At 66.3% G+C, this 12,831-nt stretch carries 7 protein-coding genes; 6 read left to right on the forward strand and 1 reads right to left on the reverse strand.

What is annotated here, in order from left to right; translation table 11 throughout:
* Positions 1-178: 178 nt before the first annotated feature.
* Positions 179-1,303 carry a pyridoxal phosphate-dependent aminotransferase gene (locus FLG15_RS07985; RefSeq protein ID WP_150145796.1) on the reverse strand — a complete coding sequence of 375 codons (1,125 nt, stop codon included), beginning with the start codon at positions 1,301-1,303 and terminating at the stop codon, positions 179-181.
* Positions 1,304-1,637: 334 nt separating this feature from the next.
* Between FLG15_RS07985 and ligA the strand changes: the two genes are divergently transcribed.
* The 6 genes from ligA (at position 1,638) to FLG15_RS08020 (ending at position 12,756) form a co-directional block, all read left to right on the forward strand.
* On the forward strand, positions 1,638-4,139 hold the full coding sequence (ligA, locus tag FLG15_RS07990) for an NAD-dependent DNA ligase LigA (RefSeq protein WP_150145798.1): 2,502 nt from the start codon (positions 1,638-1,640) through the stop codon (positions 4,137-4,139).
* Positions 4,136-5,098: an EF-P lysine aminoacylase EpmA gene (gene epmA / locus FLG15_RS07995; protein ID WP_150145800.1), complete on the forward strand. Its 963-nt coding sequence runs from the start codon at positions 4,136-4,138 to the stop codon at positions 5,096-5,098. The genes ligA and epmA overlap by 4 nt, the downstream gene beginning before the upstream one ends.
* 108 nt (positions 5,099-5,206) lie before the next feature.
* The gene (locus FLG15_RS08000) at positions 5,207-5,893 is read left to right on the forward strand and encodes a DUF3011 domain-containing protein (RefSeq protein WP_005914882.1); all 687 of its coding nucleotides are present in this window, start codon (positions 5,207-5,209) and stop codon (positions 5,891-5,893) included.
* Between the two features lie 183 nt (positions 5,894-6,076).
* Entirely contained in the window at positions 6,077-7,141 is a 1,065-nt protein-coding gene (gene mtnA, locus FLG15_RS08010) for an S-methyl-5-thioribose-1-phosphate isomerase (RefSeq protein ID WP_057679895.1), read from the forward strand.
* A 209-nt stretch (positions 7,142-7,350) separates the two neighbouring features.
* Positions 7,351-10,050 (forward strand): DNA gyrase subunit A, encoded by a 2,700-nt coding sequence (gene gyrA, locus FLG15_RS08015; RefSeq protein ID WP_150145802.1) that lies wholly within the window; start codon positions 7,351-7,353, stop codon positions 10,048-10,050.
* Positions 10,051-10,275: 225 nt separating this feature from the next.
* The gene (locus tag FLG15_RS08020; protein ID WP_057679897.1) at positions 10,276-12,756 is read left to right on the forward strand and encodes a membrane-bound PQQ-dependent dehydrogenase, glucose/quinate/shikimate family; all 2,481 of its coding nucleotides are present in this window, start codon (positions 10,276-10,278) and stop codon (positions 12,754-12,756) included.
* The last annotated feature ends 75 nt before the right edge of the window (positions 12,757-12,831 follow it).

The raw sequence follows: 12,831 nt of genomic DNA on the forward strand, positions 1-12,831 counted from the left end.
ACTTGAAGCCCCTCTCCTGCGCGAGAGCGGTTGCGGTGAGGGTACGGGGCGAAGCCCTCGTGCAGCCGGACAACGCCCGGCTTCGCGCGCACCCTCATCCACCTTCGGGGCACCTTCTCCCCCATGAAGGAGGACAATGTCCCGAGGGGAGAAGGATTTACCGCTCAGTGCTTGGTGCTCAACGCTTGGCTTTCCCGAATGCCTCACGGAAGCGCAGCATTTCCGCTTCGGTCCCCACGCTGATGCGCACGCGCTTGGGCCAGATCGGCCAGCTGCGGCCGACGATGACGCCCTGCTTTTGCATCGAATCGGCGAACACGCTCGCATCGCGTTTGACGTCCAGCAGGAAGCAGTTGGCTTGCGAGGGCAGGCAGGTGTAGCCCTTGCCCTTGAGCCAGGCGATGGTCTCCTCGCGTACGCGGGCGTTCTCGGCGCGGCGGGTCTGCACCAGCAGCGGGTCGCGCAGGCTGGCGATGCCGGCGGCCATCGCCGGAACCGACAACGGGTTGCTGCCGAAGGCGGCAAGTTTGGTCTGCAAGCCGGGCGGGGCCAGGGCGGCACCCAGGCGCAGGCCGGCCAGGCCGTAGAGCTTGGAGAAGCTGCGCAGCACGATCAGATCCTGGCGCTGACGCACCAGATCGGCCACCGAGGGCTCGTTGCTGTAGTGGATGTACGCCTCGTCGACCACCAGCACGGCGCTGGCCGGCTTGTTGGCCAGCAACCATTCGATGTCGGCGCGCGGGGTGATGGCGCCGGTGGCGTTGCCGGGGTTGCACAGATACAGCATGCCGGCAGTCGGATCGGCCTTGGCCATCGCCTTGACGTCGTGCGCGCCATCGGCACGCAGCGGCACCTTGCGCACGGCCACGCCGCGGGCGGTGGCGCTTTCGATCAGCGGGTCGAAGCTCGGGTCGGCCACCACCAGCCCTGCACGCGCGGACGTCAACAGGCTGCCGGCCCGGTTCAGCGCGTCCCGCGAACCGGGGAACAACGACAGATGATCGTTGGGCAGCTGCAGCTCGCCGGTCATCAGGTTGTGCAGATCCTGCTCCATCTCGACCAGGTAGCGGTCCGCGCGTGCCAGCGAACGCGTGGCAGCGTCCAAGGCGGCCGGGGCAGGCCCGAGCGGATGCTCGTTGAGGTTGAGGTAGACCGTGCCGGCCGCCGCGGCCACGCCCGGCGTGGCCGGCGCCGCGGCGCGCTTGCGGGCCGCCCCGGCCGCGGGTGCCAGCCCCAGTGCGGAAACCGCCACGCCGGTGGTAGCGAGGCTGAGAAACGAACGGCGCGAGACGGGCAACGACACGGGCGAACTCCAGAGGCGGCGGGCAAAGAGGGCGCCACGCTAGCCGGTTTGTGTCTGTCTGCCTATCGGGGAATTGCCATAAAACTGGTTCGACACGCGCTTGCAGGCGTTGGAGGGCAGAGGGCAGGTGGCGCGACGGCAGCTGGCGGCGATGACCGGGCGCCTGCCGGGCTCGCTGTCGGCCCGAATGCCGATGGGTGCGGGCGCACCTGGTGCGTCTCGACGCAAACGACTTCATCCATCGCTCAATCATCACGAACGGTACCCGCGCCGCTGACCTTGGCATCGGCATCGCCCGTTAGAATGGGCGGCCCAGAGCCAGCCCTGCGATCGTATGACTGCCAGCCCGGATCCCGCTCAGCGCATCGATGCACTGCGCCGTCGCATCGAAGACGCCAACTACCGGTATCACGTGCTCGACGAGCCGCAGATGGCCGATGCCGATTACGACAAGCTGATGCGCGAGCTGGAGGCCTTGGAGCGCGCGCACCCGGAATTGGCCAGCGCCGATTCACCAACCCAGCGCGTCGGCCATCTGGCCGTCTCGCGGTTTGCCGAAGTGCGGCATGCCTTGCCGATGCTGTCGTTGGGCAATGCCTTCAGCGATGAGGAAGTGACCGAGTTCGTGCGGCGCATCAGCGAGCGGCTGGAGGTCAAGCAACCGCTGTTTTCGGCCGAACCCAAACTCGATGGCCTGGCGATCAGCCTGCGCTACGAGAATGGCGAGTTCGTGCAGGGCGCCACGCGTGGCGATGGCGCCACCGGCGAGGATGTCAGCGCCAACCTGCGCACCGTCAAGGCGATTCCGTTGCGGCTGCGTGGCGAGGGCTGGCCGCAAGTGCTGGAAGTGCGCGGCGAGGTCTACATGCCGCGCGCCGCGTTCGAAGCCTACAACGCACAGATGCGTGCGCAGGGCGGCAAGGTGCTGGCCAACCCGCGCAATGGCGCGGCCGGCTCGCTGCGGCAGCTGGATGCACGCATCACCGCGCAGCGCCCGTTGAGTTTCTTTGCATACGGCGTTGGCGAAGTGAGCGAAGGCGCACTGCCGCAGAGCCATTCGGCGATCCTGGCGCAGTTGCGCGCGTGGGGCTTTCCGGTCAGTGCGCTGGTGGAGGTGGTGCAGGGCAGCGACGGTTTGCTGGCGTATTACCAGCGCATCGGTGAGGCGCGCGACGGGCTGGCCTTCGATATCGATGGCGTGGTGTACAAGCTCGACGATCTGGCCGGGCAGCGCGAAATGGGCTTCGTCTCGCGCGCACCGCGTTGGGCGATTGCACACAAGTTCCCCGCACAGGAGCAGTCCACCACGGTGGAGGCGATCGAGATCCAGATCGGCCGCACCGGTGCGGCCACGCCGGTGGCGCGACTGAAGCCGGTGCACGTAGCCGGGGTGATCGTCACCAACGCCACGCTGCACAACGCCGACCAGATCGCGCGGCTGGATGTGCGCGTGGGCGACACCGTGATCGTGCGCCGCGCCGGCGATGTCATTCCTGAAGTGGCCGCTGTGGTGGCCGACCAGCGCCCGCCCGGTACCCAGGCCTGGCAGATGCCGACGCAATGCCCGGTGTGCGGTTCGCAGATCGTGCGCGAAGAAGGCCAGGCGGTCTGGCGCTGTTCCGGCGAATTGACCTGCCCGGCGCAGCGCAAGGAGGCGTTCCGGCATTTCGTCTCGCGGCGCGCGATGGATGTGGACGGCCTGGGCGAAAAATTCATCGAAGTGCTGGTGGATAGCGGCCTGGTGAAAGGCGTGGCCGACCTGTATCTGCTCAGCGTGGATCAGCTGCTGCAATTGCGCCTGATCAGCACCGCCGAGAGCCCGCACGCGTTTCTGCGCGAGGCGCGCGACCATCTGGCCAGCGGCGCATATGCGCAGCTGGAGGCCAGCGTGGTCGGCATCGGCGTGGACGTGGCCGGCGAGCGCGAGGTGCCGCAGACCTGGCAGGCCGATCTGCTGCGCGCAGGCTTGCCGAGCTTCGACTGGAACCGCAAGAAGATCGCCACCAAGTGGGCGGAGAATCTGATCGAGGCGATCGAGACATCGCGCGCCACCACGCTGGAGCGTTTCCTGTTTGCACTGGGCATCGAGCATGTAGGCGAAAGCACGGCCAAGGCCTTGTCGGCCTGGTTCGGCGATCTGGAATTGATCCGGCATCTGCCGTGGCCGCTGTTCAAGCGCGTGCCGGACATCGGCGGCGAAGTGGCGCGTGCGCTTGGGCACTTCTTCGATCAGGCCGGCAATCAGCAGGCCATCAATGACCTGCTGCAGCGTGGCGTGCGTATCGGCGATACGCATCCGCCTTCGCCCAAGCTGAGCGAGGCGCTGAGTTTTGCCAGCGTGCTGGAAGACATGGACATTCCCAAGGTGACGCCGGTGCGTGCGCAGCAGCTTGCCGCGGCGGTGGATTCGTTCGCTGCGTTGCGCACGGCCGGTGCCGATGCCTTGCAGCAGGCCGGCGTTCCCGCACCCGTGGTGGCCGCGTTGCTGCAATGGCTGGATCGCCCCGAAAACACTGCGCTCGCGAATGCGGCGCAGCAGGCGATGGAAACCGTGCTGGCGCGTCTGCCCCAAGCCGATGCACTGCAGGCCGGCCCGCTCGATGGCCAGACCGTGGTCATCACCGGGACCCTGGCTGCATTGACCCGCGATGCGGCCAAGCAGCGGCTCGAAGCATTGGGCGCCAAGGTTGCCGGTAGCGTGTCGAAGAAGACCGCGTTCCTGGTGGCCGGCGAAGAAGCCGGTTCCAAGCTCGACAAGGCGCAGTCGTTGGGCGTGGAGATCTGGGACGAAGCGCGTCTGCTGGCCTTCCTGGGCGAGCACGGCCAACAGCCATGAACACGGCGCAGTTGGATCTGGCCGCGCTGCAGTTGCGGGCGCGGCTCAACGCCACGATCCGCGAGTTTTTCGCCGAACGCGGCGTGCTGGAAGTGGAAACGCCGGTGCTTTCGGAGGCCGGCAATACCGAGCCGAATATCGAAAGTTTCAGCACGCGCTTCACCGGCCATGTCGATGCCGGCGCGCCGCTGCGCTGGCTGCGCACCTCGCCGGAATATCCGCTCAAGCGCCTGCTTGCCGCCGGCGTGGGCGATTGCTACGAGCTGGGGCGGGTGTTTCGCAATGGCGAAGCCGGTGGCCGTCACAACCCCGAGTTCAGCATGCTCGAATGGTATCGGGTGGGCTGGAACGATCGCAGTCTGGCGCAGGAGACCATCGAACTGGTGCGTCGCGCGCTGGCACTGGTCGGGCGCCAGGCGAGGGTGCAGGTGCTGACCTATCGCGCGCTCTTTGTGCAGACGTTGGGCATCGACCCCGTGTGCGACCCGCTCGAAAGGCTACGCGCTGGCTTGCATGACGTCGCCATCGATCCCGTGGGCCTGACCCGCGACGATTGGCTGGACCTGCTGATGACCCATCGCATCCAGCCGGGCTTTGCCAGCGACACCCTGACGGTGGTGCACGATTGGCCGGCCAGTCAATGTGCGTTGGCGAGGATCCGCCATGATGACCCGCCGGTGGCCGAGCGCTTCGAGCTGTATCTGGGCAGTTTCGAGGTGGCCAATGGCTATCACGAACTGAACGATGTGCAGGAGCAGCGTGCGCGGTTTGAGCGCGACAACGCCGTGCGTGCGGCACGTGGATTGCCGCAGCTGCCACTGGACGAGCGCCTGCTGGCGGTGTTGTCGCAGTTGCCCGACTGCGCCGGTGTGGCGGTGGGCGTGGATCGCCTGTTGATGGCCTTGCGCGACACCACGCAGATTGCCGACGTGCTGGCGTTCGACTTCGCCCACGCCTGATTCATCTGGCTGTCATCGGCGCCGTATTGCTATCTTCACATCGATGATGCTCTCATCTTCACGTCCACGGGGGCGCGGCGAAGATCGTTCGGGGTGAGGATTGTCGGCATGAAGTGGCTGGTCAGCTTATGCGGTTTGTGGTGCTTGCCGCTGCTGCTGCTCGCCGATGCGCGCGCGTCCGACCGCGCAGCCGGCGTGGTGCGCTGCGAGTCCAAGGACCTGGCGCGCGTGCACTGCGCGATGGAGACCGCCCAAGGCGTGCAACTGGTCCGCCAGCTCTCCGAAACCAGCTGCATCCGCGGTAGCGAATGGGATGTCGAACGCGATGGCGTGTGGGTCGAACAAGGCTGCCGCGCCGAATTCGCCGCAACCCGTGCGCAGACCGCAACCGTGATGCGCCGCGTGGTGCGCTGCGATTCCAATGGCGGCACCGTGGCATGCCCGGTAGTGCTGCGTGGCGCGCCGGTGCGGCTGCTGCGGCAACGCTCGATGTGGCCGTGCAAGGAAGGGCGCACCTGGGGCGTTCGCCGTAACGAAATCTGGGTCTCGCGTGGATGCGATGGCGAATTCGAGGTGGGCGCGGAAGACGGCTCTGGCTTCGTCGCGGTGCCGCGCATGGTCACCTGCGAATCGAAGAAAAGCGCGCGGCGCACCTGCGGCGTGTCGGTGGAACGCGCGGTGCGCCTGGGCCGGCAGATGTCCAAGACGCCATGCGTGGAAGGCCAGACCTGGGGCTGGAGCCGCGATGGGGTGTGGGTGAACGACGGCTGCCGCGCCGAGTTCATCGTCGACTGAGAGCAGCACGACATCGCGCGCGGTCGTCCGGTTGGCAGGGGCGACGCGCAGCAAGCGCCGGTGTACCCGTGGTACGAGCACCGGCCGCGCCCGCCTGCCGGCTGTACAGTGGTGTTGTTCGCCGCGCCAAGACCGCGCGTTCGTGCAACAGCGCAGGCGCTGCGCGCGCCTTACAATGGACGCATGAACGACAGCGCCCATATCGATTACGCCCGCTACGACCACATCCGGCCACTGTTGTGGACCGGCGATGCCCTTGAACTGCTCGACCAACGCAAGCTGCCCTTCGAGGTGGCGCATGTGCGTTGCGACAGCAGCGATGCGGTGGCCGAGGCGATCCATTCGCTGGCCGTGCGCGGTGCGCCGGCGATCGGCATTGCGGCAGGTTGGGGCGTGGTGCTGGCCGCGCGCGACATCGCTGCCGACGACGGCAGCGCTGCGCTGCAGAAGCTCGAACCGGCGCTGCTGCGGCTCAACGCGGCGCGTCCGACTGCCGTCAACCTGGCCTGGGCACTGATGCGCATGCGCCGGGTGCTGGGCGCGGCCGGCGCCGACTGGCGCGAGGTGCTCGCGCGCGAGGCGCAGGCCATCGCCGATGAAGACTTGGCCGCCAACCGCCACATGGGCGCGCTTGGCGCCGCGCTGATCGCCCCAGGCAGCGGCGTGCTCACCCATTGCAACACGGGCTCGCTGGCCACCGCCGGATTCGGCACCGCACTGGGCGTGATCCGCGCCGGCATGGCGCAACAGCGCATTGCCAAGGTGTTCGCCGGCGAGACCCGGCCGTGGCTGCAGGGCGCCCGCCTGACCGTGTGGGAGCTGCAGCAGGACGGTATCGACGCCACCCTGATCGCCGATTCGGCGGCCTCGCATCTGATGAAATCCGGGCTGGTGCAATGGGTGATCGTCGGCGCCGATCGGATCTGCGCCAATGGCGATACCGCCAACAAGATCGGCACCTACCAGCTGGCCATCGCCGCGCGCCACCATGGCGTGAAGTTCATGGTGGTGGCGCCTTCGTCCACGGTGGATATGGCAACGGCCAGCGGGGACCAGATCGAGATCGAGCAACGCGATCCTGGCGAGCTGTTCGGCGTGGGCGGGGTCAGGACGGTGGCCGACGGCATCCATGCCTGGAACCCGGTCTTCGACGTCACTCCGGGCGAGCTGATCGACGCAATCGTCACCGAACGTGGCGTGATCGCGCAGCCGGACCTGGCGCGGATGCAGGCCGCCTTCGGCAGCTGAGCCCGGGGCCGGCCGCCCGGCTGCCAACACCGCCAAAACTCCCTGCAAGTGCTTGTTTCTGGCTGGTAAAGCGGAGGCGTCGGGAGGCCCTGCCGTGGTACAATCCGGCGCTTGAATCGATCGGCGGGAGCGTGGGGTCGGCAGCCTGATGCAAGGGCGCTCCCGACGCGGCTTTCCGGCTCGCCCGCCACCTCACATACGGAACCCGAATGGCAGAAACCGCCAAGGAAATCATCCAGGTCAACCTGGAAGACGAGATGCGCAAGAGCTATCTCGATTACGCGATGAGCGTGATCGTGGGCCGCGCACTCCCCGATGCCCGTGATGGCCTCAAGCCTGTGCACCGGCGCGTGCTATACGCGATGCACGAGCTGGGCGCCCACAGCAACAAGGCCTACTTCAAGTCGGCGCGTATCGTCGGCGACGTCATCGGTAAATACCATCCGCACGGCGACCAGTCGGTGTACGACACGCTGGTGCGCATGGCGCAGCCGTTCTCGCTGCGCTACATGATGGTGGACGGCCAGGGTAACTTCGGTTCGGTCGACGGCGACTCTGCTGCGGCAATGCGTTACACCGAGTCGCGCATGTCGCGGCTGGCGCATGAGCTGATGGCCGACATCGATAAGGAAACCGTCGATTTCCAGCCCAATTACGACGAAAAGGAACAGGAGCCGACGGTCATGCCGACCCGGTTCCCGAGCCTGCTGGTCAATGGCTCGGCCGGTATCGCGGTGGGCATGGCCACCAATATCCCGCCGCATAACCTGACCGAAGCGATCAATGCCTGCATCGCGCTGATCGACACGCCCGAGCTGGACGTCGAAGGCCTGATGGAATACATCCCGGGCCCGGACTTCCCCACCGCCGGCATCATCAACGGCACCGCCGGCATCGCCGCCGGCTATCGCACCGGCCGTGGCCGCGTGCGCATCCGCGCCAAGGCCGATGTGGAAGTGGCCGACAACGGCCGCGAGGCGATCGTCGTTACCGAGATCCCGTACCAGGTCAACAAGGCGCGGCTGATCGAGAAGATCGCCGAGCTGGTCAAGGAAAAGAAGCTCGAAGGCATCAGCGAGCTGCGCGATGAGTCCGACAAGGACGGCATGCGCATCTACATCGAAGTCAAGCGCGGCGAATCGGCCGAGGTTGTGCTCAACAACCTGTACCAGCAGACCCAGATGGAGGCCGTGTTCGGCATCAACATGGTGGCGCTGATCGACGGCCGCCCGCAGTTGATGAACCTCAAGCAGATGCTGGAGGCGTTCATCCGCCACCGCCGCGAGGTGGTCACCCGTCGCACCATTTTCGAACTGCGCAAGGCGCGTGCGCGTGCGCACGTGCTGGAAGGCCTGACCGTAGCGTTGGCCAACATCGATGAAATGATCGAGTTGATCAAGACCTCGGCCAATCCGCAGGAAGCGCGCGAGCGCATGCTGGCCAAGACCTGGCAACCGGGCCTGGTGGGTGCGCTGCTGGGCGCGGCCGGTGCCGAAGCCTCCAAGCCGGAAGATCTGCCGCCGGGTGTGGGCCTGATCCAGGGCTTCTACCAGCTCAGCGAAGTGCAGGCCTCGCAGATCCTGGAAATGCGTCTGCATCGCCTGACCGGGTTGGAACAGGAAAAGCTGACCGACGAGTACAAGCAATTGCTCGGCGTCATCGAAGGCCTGATCCGCATCCTGGAAAACCCGGACGTGCTGCTGCAGGTGATCCGCGACGAGCTGATCAATATCCGCGAAGAATACGGCGACGAACGCCGCACCGAGATCCGTCACAGCGAAGAAGACCTGGACATCCTCGATCTGATCGCGCCGGAAGATGTGGTGGTGACGTTGTCGCACGCCGGCTATGCCAAGCGCCAGCCGGTGAGCGCGTATCGCGCGCAGCGCCGTGGTGGCCGTGGTCGCTCTGCCGCAGCGACCAAGGAAGAAGATTTCATCGACCAGCTGTGGCTGGTCAACACGCACGACACGCTGCTGACCTTCACCAGCAGCGGCAAGGTGTTCTGGCTGCCGGTGCACCAGTTGCCGGAAGCCGGCTCCAATGCGCGAGGCCGCCCGATCATCAACTGGATTCCGCTGGAAGCCGGCGAGCGTGTGCAGGCGGTGCTGCCGGTGCGCGAATACGCCGACAACCGCTACGTGTTCTTCGCCACGCGCAACGGCACGGTCAAGAAGACGCCGTTGAGCGAATTCGCCTTCCGTCTGGCGCGCGGCAAGATCGCCATCAATTTGGACGAGGGCGATGCGCTGGTCGGCGTGGCCTTGACCGATGGCGACCGCGACGTGTTGCTGTTCGCCTCCAACGGCAAGACCGTGCGCTTTGGCGAATCCACCGTGCGTTCGATGGGCCGTACCGCCACCGGTGTGCGCGGTATCCGTCTGACCAAGGGCGAGGAAGTGGTCAGCCTGATCGTGGCCGAGCGTGCCGGCGGCGTGGAAGAAGAGATCGAAGGCGAGGAGGTCGATGACGTGGTGGAAGCCGCCGATGCCGGCGAGTCTGCGGTGATCGAGGTCGCCGACGACGGCAACGTGGCCTACATCCTGACGGCCACCGAGAACGGCTACGGCAAGCGCACTCCGCTGACCGAATACCCCCGCAAGGGGCGTGGCACCCAGGGCGTGATCGGCATCCAGACCACCGAGCGCAACGGCAAGCTGGTGCGTGCGGTGCTGCTGGGCGCTACCGATGAAGTGCTGTTGATTTCCGATGGCGGCACGCTGGTGCGGACACGTGGTTCGGAGATCTCGCGCGTGGGCCGTAACACGCAGGGCGTCACGCTGATCCGCTTGTCCAAGGGCGAAAAGTTGCAGGCGGTGGAACGCCTGGATGCGTCGCTGGATGAAGTGGATGAGGTGGTGGACGAAGCAAGCGCAAGCGTGAGCGACGCGCCGCCAGCCGACGCGTGATCGCATTGCCGCTGCCATGCAGTTGACCAGAAACGCCGGTGAAAACCGGCGTTTTTTTATGCGCGACGTTTTTGGGGCGCCACGCTTTATGGCGTGCGCTGACATCTGCAACGCAGTGTCTTCATGCGTTCGCCGCAAAGATCGCAGCTCTTTCACTGGCACGGGTCGAAGGTTGCGGGTGGTGCGGCGGCGTTGCGTCGCCGCTGGTTCGAAGAGGAACAACTGGTGACGATTCTGGATCGTCCTTCCGGTCGCGGCCATTGGGCGCTGGCGACCTTGGGAGGCGTGATTGCATTACTGGGCGCGGTACTGCTTGCCGGTGGCGTGTGGCTGGCTGCGTTAGGGGGCTCCTGGTACTACGCACCGGCCGGTGCGGCGATGCTCGTTGCCGGCGCGCTGCTGTTTCGTGGCCGCAATGCGGGCGCCTGGTGGTTTGCCGGCGTAGTGGCGGTTTCGTTGCTTTGGACGTGGTGGGAATCGGGCAGCGATTACTGGCGCTGGGTGCCGCGTCTGGGCCTGATCGTGGGTCTGGCATTGGTGCTCGCGCTGCTGCTGCCGAAACTGCAGCGCCCCGTGTCGCGCACCGTATCGCGCAGCCTGGCCGGTGCGCTGGCGGTGGTATTTGTGGTGGCGTTTGCATTGGCGTTCCTGCCGCATGGCGTGATGGAAGCCGATGGCGCGCTGGCGCATGCCGCAGGCGTGCTCGGTGGCCTGGTCACCCGCGACACATCCGCCCCGGTCGCGGCGTCCGGCGCACAGCCGGCCAACGCACCTGCCGATGGCGATTGGGCCGCGTACGGACGCAGCCAGGCCGGCCAGCGCTATTCGCCGTTGCAGCAGATCAATCGCGACAACGTAGCGCAGCTGCAGCAAGCCTGGCTTTTCCACACCGGCGATCTGCCCACCAAGCGCTGGGGTGCGGAAACCACGCCGCTGAAGGTGGGCGACAGCCTGTACCTGTGTACTGCACGCAACCAGGTGATTGCGCTGGACGCCGCCAGCGGCAAGCAGCGCTGGCGCTACGACCCCAAGGTCAAGGACGAAGCGATTCCGTACACGGCGGCATGCCGAGGGGTCTCGTATTACGAAGTGCCGGCGGCTGCCAACGCTGCGGATGCTGAAACAGCTGCAACGTCATCGGCGCAGCTATGCGGCACGCGCGTGATCGAAGGTACGCTCGACGGGCGCTTGATCGCGCTGGATGCACGCAGCGGCACGCCGTGCCCGGATTTCGGCAGCAACGGTCAGGTCGATATCACTGTCGGTATGGGCGAGACGCCGCCGGGCTATGTGTCGATCAATTCGCCGCCGGCCATCGTGCGCGGCGTGGTGGTCACCGGGCATCAGGTGCTGGACGGGCAGAAGCGTTACGAGCCTTCCGGTGTGATCGAAGGCTTCGATGCGGTGACCGGCAAGTTGCGCTGGGCCTGGGATATGACCCATCCGGAATGGAACGGCGCACCGCCGCCGGGGCAGAGCTGGACGCGCGGCACACCCAATATGTGGACCACCGCCGCAGCCGATGAGCAGTTGGGTTATGTCTATCTGCCGATGGGCAATTCCACCGCCGATTACTGGAGCAGCTCGCGCACGCCGCAGGAGAACCGTTACGCGACCTCGCTGGTGGCGCTGGATGTCGCCACCGGCAAGCCGGTATGGAATTTCCAGACCACCCACATCGATGCATGGGATTACGACCTGGGCTCGCAACCGAGCCTGATCGACTTCCCCAGGGACGGCGTCAGCGTGCCGGCGGTGCTGTTGCCGAGCAAGCAGGGCGAGCTGTACGTCCTGGATCGGCGCACCGGCAAGCCGCTGGTGGGCGTGGAAGAGCGAGCGGTGCCAGGCGGTGGCGTGGAGCCGCAGATGCGTGCCAAGACGCAGCCGTTCTCGCTGTATCACACGCTGCGCAAGCCGGATCTGACCGAGCGCGACATGTGGGGCATGACCCCGATCGATCAGTTGGTGTGCCGTATCCAGTTCCGCACCGCCAGCTACAAGGGCATCTATACGCCGCCGGAAGCGGACCGGCATTCGATCGAGTACCCCGGCTACAACGGCGGCTCGGATTGGGGCAGCGTGGCAGTGGACCCGCGGCGCGGCGTGATCGTGGCCAACTACAACGACATGCCCAACTACAACCTGCTGGTGCCGCGCGCCAAGGCCGACAAGCTGGGTTGGGCACCGCGCGATGAGGTGCGTGGCGATGCGGGCGGTGCAGAAGGCGCAGGCGACCCGCAGTCCGGCACGCCCTATGCGGTCAACGTCAATGCCGGCTGGCGTCTGCCGTTCACCAAGCTGTTGTGCAAGGAACCGCCGTACGGCGGCATCCGCGCCATCGATCTGGCCAGCGGCAAGACGCTGTGGGACCGCCCCTTCGGCAGTGCGCGCGGCAACGGCCCGTTCGGCATCCGTTCCGGCCTGCCGATCGAAATCGGGACACCGAACAATGGTGGCGCGGTGGTGACGGCAAGCGGTTTGATCTTCATTGCCGCAGCCACCGACGACCTGATCCGCGCGATCGATCTGGCTACCGGCAAGGAGCTGTGGCACGCCAAGTTGCCGGCCGGCGGCCAGGCCAACCCGATGGTGTACGAATACGGTGGCCGCGAGTATCTGGTCATCATGGCCGGCGGGCACCACTTCATGGAGACCCCGGCAGGCGATGCATTGATCGCCTACGCGTTACCGCAGAAAGCGCAATGATGATGTCGGAGGTGAGCGGGATCGGCTGTTAAAGACAGGCGCGTACGCAGACGCCATGCCACGTGGTTGGTATCC

The organism is Xanthomonas phaseoli pv. dieffenbachiae (assembly GCF_008639345.1).
Lineage (GTDB): Bacteria > Pseudomonadota > Gammaproteobacteria > Xanthomonadales > Xanthomonadaceae > Xanthomonas > Xanthomonas phaseoli.

What these genes read in the sequence shown, in the direction of transcription:
- ligA (WP_150145798.1), top strand. Translation starts at nt 1,638, where the DNA reads ATGACTGCCAGCCCGGATCCCGCTCAGCGCATCGATGCACTGCGCCGT.
- epmA (WP_150145800.1), top strand. Translation starts at nt 4,136, where the DNA reads ATGAACACGGCGCAGTTGGATCTGGCCGCGCTGCAGTTGCGGGCGCGG.
- FLG15_RS08000 (WP_005914882.1), top strand. Translation starts at nt 5,207, where the DNA reads ATGAAGTGGCTGGTCAGCTTATGCGGTTTGTGGTGCTTGCCGCTGCTG.
- mtnA (WP_057679895.1), top strand. Translation starts at nt 6,077, where the DNA reads ATGAACGACAGCGCCCATATCGATTACGCCCGCTACGACCACATCCGG.
- gyrA (WP_150145802.1), top strand. Translation starts at nt 7,351, where the DNA reads ATGGCAGAAACCGCCAAGGAAATCATCCAGGTCAACCTGGAAGACGAG.